We start from the raw sequence: 17241 nt of genomic DNA, 5'->3' as shown, positions 1-17241 counted from the left end.
GGTTGGCGATGTATTTAGTTAATTTATAAAAGGGTTAAATGGTGGGGCTCCCCACCAATTCCCCACCATAAAAAAATATGTTAGAAATTCTTATATATCTTGAGCGAATGAATCGAAGATGTTCGCAGCATCTCTGGCCATTTTCTCAGTGAGGTGGACATAGCGATCTTCTGTGACGGCAGCTCTGCTATGTCCTAATCTTTTTTGTACAGTTTTAACGGGTGAGCCATTCTCTATTAATGTTGTTGCATGTGTGTGGCGTAATGAGTGATAGTTAAAAGTAATGTTTAATTTTTCACTAATTTTTCTAGTATTATATTTGATGACACTTGGCGTACAATGTTCGCCATTTTCTTTTTTACATACATAATCATGTTCAGGAACCTGTTTATAAAATTCGCCGTACTTTAAACGATTTTCAAGTTGTCTTTTTTTAGCGCGTCTTAAGATTTCAGCAAGAGCGTTACCAAAGGGAATTGTTCTATAACCAGCCTTTGTTTTCGGTGGTCTAGGTTGCCACTGAATTTTGTTATTTTCATCTTTGATACCGACTAGTTGCTGCTCAATATAAGTTACGATGATATCCGAAGATGGATAGACATAGTTAGAAATTGTCCAATTTGTGATTTGTTACAATTTTGTGACTACAACGCCGAAACCAATATTAGACAAATATATATATGTTTATACATTTTATGTAAATTATGTTAATGTATATGTATAACGAAAAGGAGGGAAATAAAATGAAACGTTTTACAAAATTTGCTTTAGCACTAATGTTAAGTATTGGATTCCTTGTGGTACATAATAACCAAGCAAAAGCTGCGGATGGTGGATGGTACAAAGTCACAGGTGCAGGCGATGACTGCAAGGTTAGAGTCATTACTGATCGTACTGATTATCCTTCTAGTATTAGAACCGTGAATGCACAATTAGAATCAAGTGGAAGTTGTGGTACGATATACTACCAAATGAGTCTATCACTAGGAATTTATGCATCAGAACAAGATGATGCTACAAGTGGATATTTTTCATCAATAACACCAGTAAAACCACTAAAGATATCTCCATATGGTCATACTAAGACACAAACTTTTTATGTTACTGCCTTATTATTTAAAAACTCTAACTATACGTATAGTTTAGGTAATATACCTGGGGCAGCACTTACAATTCATCCAAACTGATTGACTAAAAGACCTTGTTGATTTGAACTGTACCCCAATTGTTAGACACCATCTAACAATTGGGGGTACAGTTTTTCTATGGTCAAATATATTGCCGAAAATAAATTAAAAGCTATTGAGCGTTACTTAAGTGGAAATGAAAACACCACAAACCGCGTTCGTTGGCGTCTTCGCTGTTTCAGTCGAAAATGCTAATCATATTCATTCTTTAAGGAGAATGACCTATCAATTCTAATAGAGTGTATTATTGGGATTTTATTAGGGTAACATTCTCGGTCCACCTTTTATTTGAATAATAAAAAATAACCTCTTACCGATACCATACCCGAAGAGGTTATTTTTTATCAAAACTATATATATATATATATATATATGGTCAAACTTTTAAATAATCAATCTTTTTTATAAAACTACATCAAAGTATACTTTATAAGAAATACATATTAGGAGCGATGAAGCTATGGTTAAAGCTTTAAATTGTCCAAACTGTGCTGCAACATTTGATCCAAAGGAGAATGTTTGCGAGTACTGTGGTAGTTATATCATTACAGCAAAAGCAAAACAAATTACTTATGATTCCAATGAATTTAAACTAACAAATAAAAAAATCTTCTTTCATGAAATTGAAATGAATACAAACGAATTTCCGATACGTTCAGGTTTAGGAAATATGTATTACAGTGTAACCAAATCTGATGGTGGTCGTTTGTTGTTAACAAATCAACGGTTGATATTTTGCGCCCATGCTATAAATCTAAATCCTAATTTATATTGGGAAGTTAGTTTGGAGGATGTAGATCGAGTTGAACTTGGATTAAATCTTTTCGTTACACAAAGAATTCATGTTTTTGATGATGGAGAGAATGAAACAACATTTGTTGTTTATGGTGGGAAACACTGGCTAAATGAATTAGAACATGCTTTAAACTAAATTTGAAAACACAGCACATATTAAAAGACCAGCAAAGCTAATTTAGCCGAGCTGGTCTTATTACTTATTACATAATACTAAAGTGACAATTTAGTGAAAATTATTATTTAAGAATCGAACAGAATAAAATATAAATTTCAAGTGTTCTGATGATAAGTTCACTAAAAACGTTGCTTTAGTATTAGAAAAAATATTTATCAAGCCAAAAAATGGCGTTATACTTGACGTGATTTGGCGGTATTCGTCAATAAAGCGGAAAATACAGCAAAAAAATGTGGTGACCGAAAATAGAAATTTCGGAAACTCACCTTTGCGAATTCGGTATTTGTATTGATAGACTTGAGTTAACTCGAGGGTAAGTTAATATGCTATAGCATTCATAGAATTATGTAGAAATAGACTATAAAACAAAAGGAGTACATATTAATGAAAATATCTAAAGTATTTGCTGGTTTAGTTGTTTGTGGGGCTCTGATTTTTCCAGGAGCATTAAGTTCTTCAGCGCAGGAAATTGATTCTTCAGATTTACCTGAATCAATTAATTATTCAACAGAGCAAGAAACAGAACAATCACTTAATTATAGTGCCATTAATATTGGAGGTCCCTCTATTTCTGCTGAAAGATATACATCTACTTATCAGGGAATATCAATTTATGAATCTAGAGTATTAGAACGACCTATACCACAGGCTCCAGGTCGTTATGCGGGCACATTATATTATGTTGCAAATGAATCTTATTATGGTAATTACGTTTACAGGGGAACACTTTACTTACAATAATCAATAATAAGCCCAGGTACTCAATTAATTTTGAGCCTGGGCTTTTTTTGTTTATTCATCATATGGTCTATACTTCGACTGCAACTCTTTAGCTGCTTCTTTTCTTTTTAAAATATACAACGATGTTAACAATAACTAAAATTAAGCATAATGAATAAATGACTATCATTGAGTAATCAAAAAACTTTGGTTCTTTCCAGTCAACCATGTCAGTTAAGATATACAAAGCGAATGCTAAAGCAGCCACATATCCGATGTTTTTCATAATGATTAGGATGTGATAAGATTATAGGGAAGGAGGCGCTAACCTCCTTCTAAGAGTTACTTGCGACGTTTTCCTTTGGTTGAGGGGCGTCGCTTTTCTTTTTTCTTACTCTTCATATCGCTTATGTTTTTCGCTGAACTTGTAAGTAAGTTTGCGATTGTTGCGATAGCTACTAGGTAAGCTAGAATCTTATCATAATCCATTTCGTTCACCTCCTTTCTATACTCTTATTATATATCAAGTGATGTATATATATCAAGTGATTTATAAAAGTTTTTTATTTATTTTTTTAGATGATTATCATAGTATTCACCAAGCTTTTCAGCTACGCCTAATCCCATACGACTGATGTCACTAACACCATCTACATAGCGTTTGATTGCCCCTTGTGTAAGTCCACACTCCTTAAAGATTCGATACGATGTATGTTCACCCTCACCATTTTTAGCAGCCTGTGCAGCCTTAACAACTGCCTCTACTTTTTCTGTAAGTTTCATGCCTAACACTCCTTTTTTAAATACCATTATAAATCACATGAAATATAAATCAAGTGATTTCTATGCCAAAAGAAAAAAGCCACTCATTTGAGTGACTTATTGTAATACAGAATCTAACCATTTATCATTTTTAGCCATACCATTTGCGTTACGCATGTAATTAAATTTAGCAATATTTTCACCTTCTAAATGATAGGGAACTTCCCAAAAAACTGTTATTTCCTCAATGCCCTCTTGCTCATAAAGATTAGCTGCAATATGATCACTGTACATTTCGAGCATTTCAACTGTTGTTTCTTTACTATTCGGTACATCCCAAACTAGATGAGGTAACACGATATATTTATCAGCTTCGCCTTGATAGTTATTCACTGCAATTTCTGTTATTGAAGTGCTGTTTAAATCCTTGGAAACGATACCTTCTAGTTCTCTCTTGATTTTTTCGTCTGTACTTTCACTCTCTTTGACATCCTCATTTTCTTGTGTTTCTACTTCTGTTTTTGCAGATACAGGCTCTTCTTTTACTTCGACAGGTTCACTAGCTGGAGCTTCCTCTTTAGGAGCAGCTTTTTCCTCACCACAGGCAGTAAGTAATAATGCAGACATGGCTCCTATGTAGAATAATCTTTTCATTTTAAAATTCCTCCCTTTACATTTCCAATTACCATTCTAGGAAATTTGGAGGGAAAAGTACATATAAAAAAAGACAGACAACCAATGTTAGTTATCTGTTTAAAAGGGTTTATTTATAAACTTTTCTTAAGTATAGGCTAGTTGCTTCATTAATCCTTTGCGAAGATGTTAATTCCTTTCTCCAATCTTCATTTCGTGATATCGATTGAGCGTAACTTGGAATACTGATATCCCAAGACGAAACTTCAACTACATCTCGATAAATGTGAAAACTGATGCTTTGTTTTGAACCGTTGTCATTAAAAACAAATTCTTCTTTTCTACAAAATGGTTTATGCGAATTCTTTTTGATGTCATGAACAACTGTTGCGTATATTTTGTAGTCTTTAAAATCTTTGCTTTTAGAAATATTATCTTCTAATTCTTCTTGAGTAATATCGTACATTTCGTTGCCCACCACAAATTAAATTTTCGTCCCATCTTCCATTATGAAATTAATCTCCAATTTAACACCTGTAGCTTCTGCAATCTTTATTAAATCTGTTACTGAATAAGATTCGTTCTTCATTTTGCGAGAAAGGTTTGATTGCGTTGTTTCAATCTTTTCTGCTAACTGAGTTGCATTCATATCAGATTCAACCAGCAATCTTTTTACCTTCTTTGTAATCTCCATGTATTCACCTCATTTAATATTATTATTAAACATATTATAGCACATTTTGAAAATAAATATGCATTAAAATCATAAAATAGTTGTAAAGTACATTTGAATCATTTATTATGTATTTAACGAATAATTTATCGAAATGAGGAATGTTAAATGCGAATATATGAATCGCACACAAAAGAATATTGGGTAGGAGCATTAGATTTAAACCTTGATTTGGAAAGTAAATATGCAATTAAAGCTGAACTATTAAAACCTGCAGCTATTGTATCTATGCGAAAGTATCAAGCTGGAGAAATAACGCTTAAAGAATTCAGTGAGGAAATTTCTGATTATAGCTTCTATCAAAAAAGAGCAAATGAAGCTAACAAAATAATTACCAAGTGCCAAAAAGCGCTTGATTGGTTTGATTCTATAATCACATGTTCAATATGCGGTAAAACGTTCAATGAAGCAGATGTAAATATTGTGGATTATCCAGATGATGTTTGTATCAACTGTGAACCAAATTATATGGGAATTTAAAAGCTGAACAGGGGGCATCAAGCTGGTGCTCTCGATTGAGTTTTTAAATAGCAAAAAGGAGGATAGCCATGAACAATTATTTCAAGCTCGAGCAAGAACGATCAAGATATTTATTCGAGCAAGTACTTGTATTGTCTACCGTAAAGGGTCACTTAAAAGGCACTATCAAACACAATGAATCCAGTGAAGTTGTCGATTTTGCAAATATGCTACTAGGAATCATAAACGAAGATTTAGCAGCTGTAGAAGAAAAATTTCCTGAACAAAAATGTGATAACGAACAAAACTAACATTTAAGTAGAAGTTATGAAGTAGAAAGTGAGGTGAAAACGATGGCATTTGAATACTTAGCAACTTACAAAACATTTGAATCAATAGCAGATATGGATAAAAGTGTGGAGGACCATATGGCGGTTTACTATTACGATTTAACAGAATCAGAGCGTGCCATCGTTTTCAAACTTGCTTCTCATTCATTAGAGTATCCGGGAGTATGTCACTTAAAGGCAGCTACAATTGCTGCATCATTGGAGATCAGTACAAAGACTGTTTATCGTTCAATGAAAAAATTAGTTGAGTTAGGAATCATCGAAAAGGTATCAAGTACAAAATTAAACGGGATAAAAGGTGCTAGTATTTATCGCATTTTACCTTATGTCCCATCGAGCGTGTCCCAACGAGAGACAGTCGATGAAGCTAGTAATGACGCTGTTTGCCCTCCACAATCTGAAAACCTATCTTTAAACTCTTTTAATCTTTTAAGTTCTAAACAAGCAAATAATATTTATAACCTAGCGGATGAAATCGCTTTGCAAGAAGAAAAGAAAAAAGAATACATGAACGAGTATCAGGTGATGCTATTTGATTTCATGCATTCACTTCCATTAGCAGATAACTTAAAAGATGAATTACATAAATGTGTCTTAGCTTCACAAGTAAATTCTGTGTATGAATTTATAAAAGCTAAGAACGTGATGTTCAAAATTGCTATGGATATAAAAGAGGGTGTACTGACAGTTACAAGCACATTAAGATCCGTATTTATAGGGGCATATAGTAAGGCTGTAGAGCGATTAAGTAACAAGTCGAATAAATCGCTATCTATAGAAGAAACTCCATTTAGAGAACGTCCAATGCCTTTCTACAATTGGTTGAAAGAGCGTGACAACCATCCACAATCAATTAATATGGTAAGCAATTAGGATTAAAAAGACTAAGGTATTTTTAGTTAGAATGCATTTCTTGTTTAGGTTTAATATGGTAAATTTGGTATGTGATTATTATTTTCGAGGAGGAAATCATGCGAAAGTTACCTTTAGTTATTATTTTCTGTTTAATTTGCTCTTTAATATTGCCACCTTCGACTTTAGGAGCATCTAAAGAATACGACCATGAAGCATTAATGCAGTACGACGGTTACGGTAAAGCTATGTATGAAACGATTGTTGATGAAACAAATTTTATAACTGGTCAGTATACGGATAATAAAGATTTTGTTAACAAGTCAATTGATCAAATAAGAGATTACGGAAAGTTTTGGTGGAACGAGCAAAACTGGGATAGTGAACCTTGGACATACGACAGATTTAAAGAAATGGTAGCAAAGCCTGCAGGGTTTTTATTAACTGTTGGTGATTGGTTCGGTAAGCTTTTTAACGGTTATGAAGAGACTCAAAAAAATGATGTTGATTACGATGGTTATTATTCGCCTTATTTATATACTACTGGTAACGAAGCGTATTCTATGCTTCATGCTCGTGATGATTATGAAATTGTAGTCGGAATACCATATAGTGGGAAAACTTTTGTTACTCAAAGACTTGAAGTAGGTTTTAATAATTCGTATTGGTCGGAAATACAATTTTTTGTCAGAGAAAACTATCGTGAACATTATACAGGTCCCGTTATTAAAACTTCAGATTCGGAATTTTTGGGTTATTGGGAAAGAATTTATGGTGATCCTGGTGATAGACCTCTTACAGTATCTCGAACGTTGTCTAATCTATCTTTTATAGGTGCAACTGTATATGTAAGAGAAAAAAAGACAGAGAACAAGATACCTCCACCATCTGGTGGAAGTAATGAAAACCTTAGAAAAATGCGTGATTTTATAGATAATGGTGGCGTTAAAGATGTAGCTACACCTCAACCTAGACCGTATCTAAGCTGTCCTAATGGTAGCAAAATACAAATGTCTATTTCGGGTAGTACGTTCTTAAGTGTTGATGGTAAAGCCATGATTGTAAATAAGGATGGTACAGCTCAAGTAGATAGTGCTATTTGTAAATTAGGGTGGGATAAGCCTGTTGTTAAATATATTGATGATCGTGCAGCAATACAAACACCTGATGGCAAATGGCAAGATGCCGAAACAGGTAAAACTATTGATGAAAAAGAACCGGATCAAGAAAAAGAACCAAACAACCCAAGTTGTGACATATCAGATGAAGAGATGGATATTGATTCAGATTTGTGTGAGGGAATACCTTATTTCGGTAAAAAATTGGAGTACATTTTTGGGAATGCAACCGGAAACAAGCATAATATCGATCGTTCTATTGCTATGGAAAGGCAGTTAAATAGCATTGGGATTTTTGATGATGCTACAGGTAGAAAACTTGTGCTTGATAATTTATCAGATGCTTTCGATAATCCTTCTAGTATTCTAAAAACACAAGAAAATGGTAGGATAATAAGAGAATCATTGCTTTCAGGTCCTAATGGAGTATTAAAAGTTGAATCCGTATGGGATAGGGAAAAATTAATAACAGTTAAACTTTATGGAGGGAAATGATGAAAGTAATCAACAATTATAATCTCTATGAATTCGAGTCAAGATCTGAATTTGAAAAATATATTAATCAAATCATTCTACTCAATAATAATTGTGTAGATCAGAAGAAATTTTATGGAATAGGTGCTGATACAGTAGACTCTATTTTTATTGGTATTGTTGGAGGGCAACATGGAATTGAACCATCATTACAGGAAGTTGAAACAGAAAATTGTATTTTGATAAGTATTGATGAAAAAGTTTATTGTGTAGAATTAAAAAATTATGAAATGTTATGGATGAAGGAATTTGATTCTATTGTCTATGAAATTCTTAATGCACCTGGCTCCTCTCTTCTTATTTTATGTGAGTTAGGAGTTGTATGCATTACTTTTAGTGGAGAAAAGCTATGGGAGCATACTTGCGATGTTATTACAGATTATAGTTTAGAGAGTAATTCATTAAGATTGTCTACAGATGAAGAAGAGTATTATATTCTGTTGAAAAATGGTAGTGTTATTTGATAATAGGGGCCACAAGAATAAGTAAAGACCACTCTGTGATGGGTGGACTTTCTGTTTATATTCCCCATCATATCCCCACCATTCACAGAAAATAAAGCTCGATAAATAAAAATATCCATGAATAAAATTAAATAAAAAAACAACCGACAAACCCTTATATATCATAGGATTGTCGGTTATATAGAAATCTAAAAAGATACATCTGAATACAACATTTCTATAGGAAGCGTTCATGGCTGTTCTGAAGATGGATGATTCGAAGTAACGTTGATATAACAATGTTTATAAGGATTTGAATTTTGCGTTTTTATATCAGTAGGGTGGAGATTGCCACCGCTTTAAAATTGTGTCAGCAATTTATAAATGGAAATATACAAGCAAAATTTAAAAATGGTACCCGTCTAAGAGGACTTGGTAGTGACCCCTTAAAGTTAGAGTTTTTATTATGCAGCTAATTGGCTTGTATTTCGCAAATGAAAATTGAGCCACTTCGCAATTGAACAGGCAATCCATTTCAGTGGACAAGTTAAATGTCATAGCATATTTTTCGGTGGGCTTTACATGGAGCCTCTGCGGGCATAATTCGCACTTTAAAGGCGTAGTATCAGTAATTTAACGCCCGTACAAGGGTATCATGCCCGCCACTCCAAATAAAGCCGAGGTGTTCTTCTGGAAAAGACAGGTAGTGTAAAGTGGCTCACTGGCTCAGTTAACAATTGGCTCAAAATTGGGTTGCGATATACATTGGCTGGCAATTTCAAAACGATTTAATAGGATATCCTTTTGCCATGTATCTTATGTAACTTGAGTTCTATAACAAAACAATCTTTCTTCCCTTTCGTCATTACCCGTCACTCCTTTCTTTTTTTGATTATTCACAATATATAACATAAACATATGTTCTATAAAGGAAAAAGCACTTCATTCCTCCCACCTCTGAAGAAGTGGGCTTCCTGAAGCTCAATTCTGTGAAATATTTAAATTGTATTCCCTCTTAAAAGTTTCAATAAATTTAACAGCGCTTTTTGAAAGGTAACGGTCCTTCAACCAGATAACGGCGGACTCTGATTGAATACGAAGTTCTTCAAGCTCCAATATTTTCAGGCCATTCATAGAAAATGAATGTAGGACAGACCTTGGAAGTAAGGAAGCACCGACACCTTCTCTAACTAGGGACATAATCATATCAGCGTCTGAACATTGACAGACAATATTTGGTTCATAGTGATATTTTCTACAAGCTTCTATAACCAGTTCGTATTGACCAACACCCTTAAAACGTTGTAGCAACATTAGTGGCATACTTGATAATTCATCTATTCGTATTGTATTTTCATAATTCCAAGTCTCAGGGATAACGGCTACAAAATGGTCCGGAGGTAATGGCAGTGAGGATAAGTCATCTGATTCTGATTCTAAAGGTAACCGGACTATAGCAACCTCAATATGCCTATTTCTTAAATCTTGTAATAATCGATAGGTATCCCCTTCGTATAAACGAAATGTAACGTTTGAATACTTTTCTCGGAAAAAACGAATGCGTTCAGGTAGGTAAGAAAAGCATGTTTTTACAGATCCAATTGATAAGGTTCCCTTAAGACCTTCTCCTACTTCTTTCACTTCCATAATTGTTTCCTCAATCTGACTTAAAAGATTAGTAGCTCTCTTATACAAAACTTTTCCTGCTGCTGTTAGTTCTATATTCTTTCCATTTCGTACGATCAAAAGAGTACTAAGTTCTTCCTCCAGCGCTTTTAGCTGTTGACTAAGGGGGGGTTGGGCCATATGTAATTTTTTTGCTGCTCTAGTGATTTGGCCTTCTTCAACAATAGTGGCAAAGTATCGCAATTGTCTTATATCCATGAAATTCCTCCTTAGAAAGCATATTTATTTTATATGCAATACAAACTTTTTAAATATTTTAAATATTTCAAACTTAATGATACATTAATCTTGAAAACGATTCCATAAAAAGGTATAGAAGGAGAAGATAAAATGTCTAGAATTCGAAAAGCTAAAGAAATTATAAAAGGTTCGATTGCACCAGTTATTACACCATTTAAGGAAGATGAAAGTTTAGATTTACAGACATTTAAAAGTTTAATTAACTGGCAAATAGAAAGTGGGAGCCATGGTATTTCGGTAACCGGGACTTCTGGGGAACCTAGTTCTCTAACGATCGAAGAGAGAGAGCTTGTGATGGAAACAGCGAGTAAAACGATTAACGGACGAGTTCCATTTATCCCCGCAACGGGATCAGTTAATCATAATGAAGCGCTTCGGCTAACAAAGGCTGCTCAAGAAATGGGAGCAGATGCTGCGATGGTCATTGTTCCATACTATAACAAGCCTTCCCAGCAAGCATTATATAAACACTATAAAACTATTGCCGATGCCGTGGATATTCCAATTATTATCTATAACATTCCTGGAAGAACAGGGGTGAATATGGAAGTAACAACAATGGCTCGACTTGTTGAAGATTGCCCGAACATTATTGGTGCCAAAGAGTCAAATAAAGATTTTGAACATGTCAATCGGGTGCTATTAAATTGTGGGAGAGATTTTAGTCTATTCTCGGGAATTGAACTTCTTTGCTACCCAATGTTAACAATCGGTGGAAAAGGTTCTATTAGCGCCACAGCAAACATTGCACCAGCGAAAGTAGCAGAAATGCACAATGCTTGGGAGGAAGGCGACACTGAAAAAGCTTTAAATCTTCATTTTGAATTAATGACATTAAATGATGTGTTATTCAAAGAAACTAACCCTGGACCAGTAAAAGCAGCGCTGGGCATGATGGGTAAAATTACGCCAGTTTTACGCAAACCAATGGATTTACCATCTGAGGCACTTCAAAACGAAATTCGTGAAGTTTTAAATCAATATGGTATTTTATCAAATGAGATTGTAACTAAATAATCATTCGAAATCTAAAAAAATTCTCTTACTCCTTGTTACAGGAGTAAGAGAAGAATGAGGAGTGTAATAACATGCAAGTTCAAGTAACTGAGACTCAAAAAAATCACGTACACAAGCAAGTAGAAAATGTAAAACTCTATATTAATGGACAGTTTGTCGACAGTAAATCAGGTGCTTCTTTTGAGAATAAAAATCCATTTACCAATGAAATAAACAACTATATCGCTGAGGGGCGTGAAGCGGATATAAATCAAGCAGTTCTTTCAGCAAAAGAAGCGTTTGAGAATGGTCCGTGGAGCAAGATGAAATTGAAAGAAAGAATGAAATATATTAATAGAATTGCAGATCTCATCGATGAGGAGATTGAAGAAATTGCTTTCTTAGAATCATTAGATACAGGTCTGCCAATTAGCCAAACAAGAAATCAAACCGCACGTGCTGCAGAAAATTTCCGTTTCTACGCACGAATGGTTGAGACAAAATTGCATGGCGAATCTTACCCAATGGATGATGAATTCATTAATTATACAGTTTATAAACCATTAGGAGTTATAGGGTTAATTACTCCATGGAATGCCCCATTCATGTTAGAGACTTGGAAAGTAGCGCCTGCATTAGCAACTGGAAATACTGTTGTGCTAAAACCAGCTGAACTTTCACCATTGACTGCAAATAAGTTAGCTGAAATTATTCATAAAGCTCAAGTTCCGGATGGAGTCTTTAATGTCGTTCATGGCTTTGGAGAAACAGCAGGCGCTGCTCTTGTTGCTCACCCAGATGTGAAAGCGATTTCATTTACAGGTGAAACGACTACAGGTTCCACTATTATTAAAAACTCTGCGGATACTTTAAAGAAAACATCGATGGAACTTGGTGGGAAATCACCTTTAATTGTATTTGATGATGCAGATCTTGAACGAGCTCTAGATGCAGCAATATGGGGGATTTTCTCTTTTAATGGGGAACGTTGCACATCCAATTCTCGAGTATTCTTGCATAAAAATATTAAAGATCAATTTGTTGAAAAATTAAAAGCACGTGTCGCTAACATTAAAATCGGTGACCCAATGGATTCATCGACTCAGCTTGGTCCGCTAATTGAAAAAGATCACTACAACAAAGTAAAAAAATATATAGAAATCGCTAAACAAGAAGGTTGTGAAGTAGTTCAGGGAGTGGTTTCGGAGAAGGTAAAGGCAGGTAATTTTGTACCACCGACACTTTTATTAAATGCAAGAAATGACATGAGAGTATGTCAGGAAGAAATCTTTGGTCCCGTTATGGCCATAATCGAATTTGAAACAGATGAAGAAGTACTTCATATGGCAAATGACGTATCTTACGGACTAGCTGGCTTTGTATGGACAAAAGATTTAAAACGAGCACATCGTATGGCGGATGCTATTGAAGCAGGTATGCTTTGGATTAACGCTCAAAACGTACGAGATCTTCGAATTCCATTTGGCGGTACGAAAGATAGTGGAATTGGAAGAGAGGGTGGTCATTACGCAATTTTTGAATTCTATACAGAACCAAAGGTAATCCATGTTGCTATAGGTGATCATCATATTCCGCAATTTGGGAAGTAAAAACTATTTTTTTAGGGGGAAACAATAATGCCAGCAAAAACAGGAAAGCAATATATCGAAAGAGTTGATCATGCACAGGCAAATATATGGATTGATGGCAAACGAGTAGAAGGGAAGATTTCTGAGCATCCAGCTTTTAAAGGAGTTATGAAAACTCAGGCAGAACTTTACGATTTGCAACATGATCCAGACAAAAAGGATTACATGACATATGTATCTCCAACAACTGGTGAACGGGTAGGTACATCTTTTATTCAGCCAAAAACAAAAGAAGATTTGCTGACACGTCGCAAAATGATGCAAGAATGGGCGAAATATAATGGTGGCATGATGGGACGTTCCCCTGATTACATTAATGTCGGGATGATGGCGTATGGTTCAGCTGCAGAAATGTTTGGAAAACAGGACTCCATCTATGCTGAAAACATGGCCAACTACTACGAGTATTGCCGTGAAAATGATTTATCTTTAACACATACGTTGATTCAGCCTCAAGTTAATAGGGGTGTAAATTCAGCACAGCTTCCAGATCCGTATATTGCAGCACGGATTAAAGAGAAAACATCTGAAGGGGTCGTTATTAAAGGGGCAAGATTACTTGCTACTCAAGGTGGTATTACCGATGAAATCATGGTATTCCCATCTACTTTGTTAAAACAATCAGCTGAAGAAAATCCATATGCATTTGCATTTTCTATTCCTAATAACACACCAGGCTTAAAATTTATTTGTCGAGAATCTTTTGATTATGGTAAGTCTCATTTCGACCATCCGCTAGGATCTCGTTTTGAAGAAATGGATACCATTGTTGTGTTTGATGATGTTGTCGTTCCATGGAATCGAGTCTTTGCCCTTGGTGATGTTAATGTGTGCAACCAGGCCTACAATGAAAGTAATGCAGTTGTTCATATGACACATCAAGTTGTATCAAAAAATATCGCGAAAACAGAGTTTGTACTTGGTATTCTTCAATTAATGGCAGAGACAATTAATATTGGCCAATACCAACATATACAGGAGAAAATCTCTGAGGTAATTATTGCACTTGAAACGATGAAAGCATATGTCGTTGCTGCCGAAGCAAATGCAAAAGTGGATAGATGGGGAACTATGACACCAGAATTTGCACCGTTAAATGCAGCACGTCATTACTTCCCAAAAATTTACCCTCGCTTTACAGAAATTATGCAATTAATGGGTGCAAGTGGCTTAATGGCGATTCCATCTGAATCAGACTTCAATTCTGATATTCGTCCGGATCTTGATAAGTATTTACAATCAGCCACTGGGGATGCTTATAATCGTGTGAAACTTTATCGTTTGGCATGGGATGTATGTATAAGTTCATTCGGTACTCGCCAAACACTTTATGAGCGCTTCTTCTTCGGTGATCCAATTAGAATGGCAAGTACGCTTTATAACGGGTATGACAAACAGGAATATGTTGATCGTGTAAAAGAATTTTTGGATCGATCAGAAGCGTTAGTTAAAAATAACTAATTAATCGACTAAGGGAGATGAGGAGTATGGATTTCAATATCATTCGTATTGCCAGAACTGTTATTAATGTGAAGGATTTAGACCGTTCAAAAGATTTTTATGTAAAAGCGCTCGGCATGATTGAAACGGAAACAAAGGACGACTGTGTTTATTTGAGAGGGCTTGAAGAACATACACACCACAGCCTGGTTCTTAAAAAGTCCGAGACGTTAGGGGTACACGCACTCGGTTACAAAGTAGAAAAAGAAGAAGATCTTGACCGTCTGGCTGAATTGTTTCAATCAAAAGGCTTAAAAACAAAGTGGCTTAAGGAAGGAACTCAGCATGCTCTTGGGCGTGCACTGCATGTACATGATATTTCAGGGATGCCTCTTGAATTTTTCTGCAAGATTGAAAAAGCAGAGCGCTTACTTCAGCGCTACGACTTATACAGTGGTGCCCGAATTCAGCGGATTGACCATGTAAACTGTGCTGTACCGGATGTAGAAAAAGCTTACAACTTCTTTATCAACGAGCTAGGCTTTGCATGTTCTGAATATACAACTATAGAAGATGGCAATATCTGGGCTGCGTGGCTCCACCGCAAACAGACCGTGCATGATCAAGCCTTTATGAACGGAGATGGTCCGTGACTTCATCATTTTGCTTACTGGCTACCGGATCCACTTGCTCTAATTCACTGCTGCGATGTTTTAGCTTCTCTTGGCTATTCAGAGAACATTGAAAGAGGTCCAGCACGCCACGGCTTATCCAATGCGTTCTTCTTGTATTTAAGAGATCCAGATGGATACCGCATCGAGCTGTATAACGGAGATTACTTAACAAGTGACAATGACTTCGAGCCAATTCGATGGGATTTAAATGACCCACGTCGTCAAACATTATGGGGGGCAAAAGCACCGGACAGCTGGTTTAATGAAACATCTCCTTTTTTAGATATTGAAACCAATAAACAAATTCAATCGACGACACCAAACCTTGCACAGCGCAAACCAGAATTAGTTATATAAATAAAAAGAATGGAGGAATTTCAATGGATGATCGTACATTTCGAGATGCCATGGGTAAATTTGCAACCGGCGTAACAGTTATTACAACGGACATTGATGGAGAGCCTCATGGCATGACAGCAAATGCCTTCATGTCAGTGTCGCTAAATCCGAAACTCGTACTAATATCGATTAAAGAAAATGCGAAAATGTTGGATAAAATTAACCGCTCCGGTAAATTTGCGGTGAATATTTTATCGGAAGACCAGCAAGAAGTTTCTATGTTATTCGCCGGCCAGATTAAAGAAAAGCGTGAACCAGAATTTGACCGCCTAAACGAAATCTCGGTAGTAAAGGATGCACTGGCAAATATTATATGCAATGTATATGGAAAGCAAGTAGCTGGTGACCATACGCTGTTCCTTGGAGAAGTAGAAGACATTGTCCTTCGTGAAGGAAATCCTCTGACATTCTTTGCAGGAAAATATGGCCAGCTCACTGCACCGCAGTTAACTTAACATAAAAAGGAGAGGGCAAGAGATGGAGACAATTTATATCAAAAGTTCAATTGATAAATCAAAGTTCACTGAAATGGAAGCTTGTGTTTTGGCACTTGGTTTTTTTGATGGCGTTCACATCGGTCATCAAAGAATTCTTGAAACAGCAAAACAAATGGCTGTGCAAAAACAATGCGCCTTTGGTGTTATGACGTTTTATCCGCACCCAAAAGATATACTCTTTCCTCATATGGAGCCAATGACTTATTTAACTCCGCTTCCTTTGAAGGAAGATCGATTTGAAAAGCTGGGTGTTGAGAAGTTATTTGTTGTTGAGTTTAGCCCTGAGTTTGCCCGTCTTTCTCCAAACGATTTTGTTGAACAATACATTATAGGACTTGGATGTATACATGTTGTAGCAGGCTTTGATTATCATTATGGCTATAAAGGACTCGGTAATATGAAAACCTTATCAGAGTATAATCCCGGAAGTTTGGAAGTAACGACTGTTCCAAAGATCCAACATGATGATGAAAAAATTAGTTCAACAGCAATCCGAAAATTGCTTGATGAAGGTCATGTGCATAAGATTCCTATGTACCTTGGCGATTTTTATGAAATGAGTGGAGAAGTGAATCAAAGTTCCCTTTTTTACAAAAATCATCAGTTTCTTAAATTAATAGTAAAAAAGAGATACCGAATGCCTAAACCTGGTATTTACCATATTCAAGTTGAAATAGATGGTAATCATTATGATGGAACCTGCCACCAAATATCTTTAAATGAGCAACACCCTTCATTATTAATACAATTAAAAGATTGTTCTGTATACCCATACAAGAAGCGGATGAAGGTAAAGTGGCTAGATTATAAATATGGCAAGCAGAATGAGTCATACGGAATGAATGAATACATGAAAAAAGATGAGCTAGTGATCTAATGAATAGTAGGCTATAACA

20 protein-coding genes and 1 pseudogene are annotated in these 17241 nt (G+C 35.5%); 14 read left to right on the top strand and 7 right to left on the bottom strand.

The features are described from left to right. Nucleotides 1-90: 90 nt before the first annotated feature. Nucleotides 91-477 carry a tyrosine-type recombinase/integrase gene (locus ACFXN8_RS06080; protein ID WP_386843634.1) on the bottom strand — a complete coding sequence of 129 codons (387 nt, stop codon included), beginning with the start codon at nucleotides 475-477 and terminating at the stop codon, nucleotides 91-93. Between the two features lie 266 nt (nucleotides 478-743). Here ACFXN8_RS06080 and ACFXN8_RS06075 point away from each other — a divergent pair, with 266 nt between their 5' ends. The 3 genes from ACFXN8_RS06075 to ACFXN8_RS06065 all read left to right on the top strand — a co-directional run bounded on the left by ACFXN8_RS06075 (nucleotide 744) and on the right by ACFXN8_RS06065 (nucleotide 2901). Continuing rightward, the gene (locus tag ACFXN8_RS06075) at nucleotides 744-1187 is read left to right on the top strand and encodes a hypothetical protein (protein WP_386843616.1); all 444 of its coding nucleotides are present in this window, start codon (nucleotides 744-746) and stop codon (nucleotides 1185-1187) included. A gap of 460 nt (nucleotides 1188-1647) precedes the next feature. After that, the gene (locus tag ACFXN8_RS06070) at nucleotides 1648-2118 is read left to right on the top strand and encodes a PH domain-containing protein (RefSeq protein ID WP_386843614.1); all 471 of its coding nucleotides are present in this window, start codon (nucleotides 1648-1650) and stop codon (nucleotides 2116-2118) included. Nucleotides 2119-2544: 426 nt separating this feature from the next. Further along, entirely contained in the window at nucleotides 2545-2901 is a 357-nt protein-coding gene (locus tag ACFXN8_RS06065) for a hypothetical protein (RefSeq protein WP_386843612.1), read from the top strand. Between the two features lie 321 nt (nucleotides 2902-3222). Here ACFXN8_RS06065 and ACFXN8_RS06060 read toward each other — a convergent pair whose 3' ends face one another. From ACFXN8_RS06060 to ACFXN8_RS06040, 5 genes are all read right to left on the bottom strand, one after another. Then, complete coding sequence (locus ACFXN8_RS06060) at nucleotides 3223-3369, bottom strand: hypothetical protein (RefSeq protein ID WP_386843610.1); 147 nt, start codon at nucleotides 3367-3369, stop codon at nucleotides 3223-3225. 78 nt (nucleotides 3370-3447) lie between these two features. Continuing rightward, nucleotides 3448-3663 carry a hypothetical protein gene (locus tag ACFXN8_RS06055; protein ID WP_386843608.1) on the bottom strand — a complete coding sequence of 72 codons (216 nt, stop codon included), beginning with the start codon at nucleotides 3661-3663 and terminating at the stop codon, nucleotides 3448-3450. 96 nt (nucleotides 3664-3759) lie between these two features. Continuing rightward, nucleotides 3760-4296: a hypothetical protein gene (locus ACFXN8_RS06050; RefSeq protein ID WP_386843606.1), complete on the bottom strand. Its 537-nt coding sequence runs from the start codon at nucleotides 4294-4296 to the stop codon at nucleotides 3760-3762. 109 nt (nucleotides 4297-4405) lie between these two features. Then, the gene (locus ACFXN8_RS06045; protein WP_386843604.1) at nucleotides 4406-4741 is read right to left on the bottom strand and encodes a hypothetical protein; all 336 of its coding nucleotides are present in this window, start codon (nucleotides 4739-4741) and stop codon (nucleotides 4406-4408) included. An 18-nt stretch (nucleotides 4742-4759) separates the two neighbouring features. Continuing rightward, on the bottom strand, nucleotides 4760-4969 hold the full coding sequence (locus ACFXN8_RS06040) for a helix-turn-helix domain-containing protein (RefSeq protein WP_386843602.1): 210 nt from the start codon (nucleotides 4967-4969) through the stop codon (nucleotides 4760-4762). 147 nt (nucleotides 4970-5116) lie between these two features. Between ACFXN8_RS06040 and ACFXN8_RS06035 the strand changes: the two genes are divergently transcribed. From ACFXN8_RS06035 to ACFXN8_RS06015, 5 genes are all read left to right on the top strand, one after another. Continuing rightward, the gene (locus ACFXN8_RS06035) at nucleotides 5117-5488 is read left to right on the top strand and encodes a hypothetical protein (protein WP_386843600.1); all 372 of its coding nucleotides are present in this window, start codon (nucleotides 5117-5119) and stop codon (nucleotides 5486-5488) included. Nucleotides 5489-5556: 68 nt separating this feature from the next. Further along, nucleotides 5557-5778 (top strand): hypothetical protein, encoded by a 222-nt coding sequence (locus tag ACFXN8_RS06030; RefSeq protein WP_386843598.1) that lies wholly within the window; start codon nucleotides 5557-5559, stop codon nucleotides 5776-5778. 42 nt (nucleotides 5779-5820) lie between these two features. After that, nucleotides 5821-6690 carry a helix-turn-helix domain-containing protein gene (locus ACFXN8_RS06025; RefSeq protein ID WP_386843596.1) on the top strand — a complete coding sequence of 290 codons (870 nt, stop codon included), beginning with the start codon at nucleotides 5821-5823 and terminating at the stop codon, nucleotides 6688-6690. A 98-nt stretch (nucleotides 6691-6788) separates the two neighbouring features. Further along, a complete protein-coding gene (locus ACFXN8_RS06020) occupies nucleotides 6789-8282 on the top strand; it encodes a hypothetical protein (RefSeq protein WP_386843594.1) in 1494 nt (497 codons plus the stop codon). After that, entirely contained in the window at nucleotides 8279-8785 is a 507-nt protein-coding gene (locus ACFXN8_RS06015; RefSeq protein ID WP_386843592.1) for a hypothetical protein, read from the top strand. Before ACFXN8_RS06020 ends, ACFXN8_RS06015 begins: the two co-directional genes overlap by 4 nt. Nucleotides 8786-9745: 960 nt before the next feature. Here ACFXN8_RS06015 and ACFXN8_RS06010 read toward each other — a convergent pair. After that, entirely contained in the window at nucleotides 9746-10648 is a 903-nt protein-coding gene (locus ACFXN8_RS06010; RefSeq protein WP_386843590.1) for a LysR family transcriptional regulator, read from the bottom strand. A 132-nt stretch (nucleotides 10649-10780) separates the two neighbouring features. Here ACFXN8_RS06010 and hpaI point away from each other — a divergent pair, with 132 nt between their 5' ends. The 6 genes and pseudogenes from hpaI (at nucleotide 10781) to ACFXN8_RS05980 (ending at nucleotide 17222) form a co-directional block, all read left to right on the top strand. Next, nucleotides 10781-11707, top strand: a complete 927-nt coding sequence (hpaI, locus tag ACFXN8_RS06005) for a 2,4-dihydroxyhept-2-ene-1,7-dioic acid aldolase (RefSeq protein WP_386843588.1) — start codon at nucleotides 10781-10783, stop codon at nucleotides 11705-11707. 71 nt (nucleotides 11708-11778) lie between these two features. Then, complete coding sequence (hpaE, locus tag ACFXN8_RS06000; RefSeq protein WP_386843586.1) at nucleotides 11779-13296, top strand: 5-carboxymethyl-2-hydroxymuconate semialdehyde dehydrogenase; 1518 nt, start codon at nucleotides 11779-11781, stop codon at nucleotides 13294-13296. Nucleotides 13297-13323: 27 nt separating this feature from the next. Next, entirely contained in the window at nucleotides 13324-14796 is a 1473-nt protein-coding gene (gene hpaB, locus ACFXN8_RS05995; protein ID WP_386843584.1) for a 4-hydroxyphenylacetate 3-monooxygenase, oxygenase component, read from the top strand. A 26-nt stretch (nucleotides 14797-14822) separates the two neighbouring features. Then, nucleotides 14823-15806: pseudogene (gene hpaD, locus ACFXN8_RS05990) on the top strand (3,4-dihydroxyphenylacetate 2,3-dioxygenase). 23 nt (nucleotides 15807-15829) lie between these two features. Then, the gene (locus ACFXN8_RS05985; protein ID WP_386843582.1) at nucleotides 15830-16303 is read left to right on the top strand and encodes a flavin reductase family protein; all 474 of its coding nucleotides are present in this window, start codon (nucleotides 15830-15832) and stop codon (nucleotides 16301-16303) included. A gap of 22 nt (nucleotides 16304-16325) precedes the next feature. Next, nucleotides 16326-17222 (top strand): cytidyltransferase, encoded by an 897-nt coding sequence (locus tag ACFXN8_RS05980; protein WP_386843580.1) that lies wholly within the window; start codon nucleotides 16326-16328, stop codon nucleotides 17220-17222. Nucleotides 17223-17241 lie beyond the last annotated feature (19 nt).

The sequence above is a fragment of the Lysinibacillus sp. NPDC059133 genome (assembly GCF_042755925.1).
GTDB lineage: Bacteria > Bacillota > Bacilli > Bacillales_A > Planococcaceae > Lysinibacillus.
Note: the sequence above shows the minus strand (reverse complement) of the source record. Positions and strands in the feature narration are given on the sequence as shown.

Excerpts from the sequence above, each read along its gene's own strand:
- ACFXN8_RS06055 (WP_386843608.1), bottom strand. The coding sequence starts at position 3,663 with ATGAAACTTACAGAAAAAGTAGAGGCAGTTGTTAAGGCTGCACAGGCT.
- ACFXN8_RS06040 (WP_386843602.1), bottom strand. The coding sequence starts at position 4,969 with ATGGAGATTACAAAGAAGGTAAAAAGATTGCTGGTTGAATCTGATATG.
- hpaI (WP_386843588.1), top strand. The coding sequence starts at position 10,781 with ATGTCTAGAATTCGAAAAGCTAAAGAAATTATAAAAGGTTCGATTGCA.
- ACFXN8_RS06020 (WP_386843594.1), top strand. The coding sequence starts at position 6,789 with ATGCGAAAGTTACCTTTAGTTATTATTTTCTGTTTAATTTGCTCTTTA.
- ACFXN8_RS06035 (WP_386843600.1), top strand. The coding sequence starts at position 5,117 with ATGCGAATATATGAATCGCACACAAAAGAATATTGGGTAGGAGCATTA.
- ACFXN8_RS05985 (WP_386843582.1), top strand. The coding sequence starts at position 15,830 with ATGGATGATCGTACATTTCGAGATGCCATGGGTAAATTTGCAACCGGC.
- ACFXN8_RS06060 (WP_386843610.1), bottom strand. The coding sequence starts at position 3,369 with ATGGATTATGATAAGATTCTAGCTTACCTAGTAGCTATCGCAACAATC.
- ACFXN8_RS06065 (WP_386843612.1), top strand. The coding sequence starts at position 2,545 with ATGAAAATATCTAAAGTATTTGCTGGTTTAGTTGTTTGTGGGGCTCTG.
- ACFXN8_RS06010 (WP_386843590.1), bottom strand. The coding sequence starts at position 10,648 with ATGGATATAAGACAATTGCGATACTTTGCCACTATTGTTGAAGAAGGC.
- ACFXN8_RS05980 (WP_386843580.1), top strand. The coding sequence starts at position 16,326 with ATGGAGACAATTTATATCAAAAGTTCAATTGATAAATCAAAGTTCACT.
- hpaB (WP_386843584.1), top strand. The coding sequence starts at position 13,324 with ATGCCAGCAAAAACAGGAAAGCAATATATCGAAAGAGTTGATCATGCA.
- ACFXN8_RS06025 (WP_386843596.1), top strand. The coding sequence starts at position 5,821 with ATGGCATTTGAATACTTAGCAACTTACAAAACATTTGAATCAATAGCA.
- ACFXN8_RS06015 (WP_386843592.1), top strand. The coding sequence starts at position 8,279 with ATGATGAAAGTAATCAACAATTATAATCTCTATGAATTCGAGTCAAGA.
- ACFXN8_RS06050 (WP_386843606.1), bottom strand. The coding sequence starts at position 4,296 with ATGAAAAGATTATTCTACATAGGAGCCATGTCTGCATTATTACTTACT.
- ACFXN8_RS06045 (WP_386843604.1), bottom strand. The coding sequence starts at position 4,741 with ATGTACGATATTACTCAAGAAGAATTAGAAGATAATATTTCTAAAAGC.
- ACFXN8_RS06030 (WP_386843598.1), top strand. The coding sequence starts at position 5,557 with ATGAACAATTATTTCAAGCTCGAGCAAGAACGATCAAGATATTTATTC.
- ACFXN8_RS06075 (WP_386843616.1), top strand. The coding sequence starts at position 744 with ATGAAACGTTTTACAAAATTTGCTTTAGCACTAATGTTAAGTATTGGA.
- hpaE (WP_386843586.1), top strand. The coding sequence starts at position 11,779 with ATGCAAGTTCAAGTAACTGAGACTCAAAAAAATCACGTACACAAGCAA.
- ACFXN8_RS06070 (WP_386843614.1), top strand. The coding sequence starts at position 1,648 with ATGGTTAAAGCTTTAAATTGTCCAAACTGTGCTGCAACATTTGATCCA.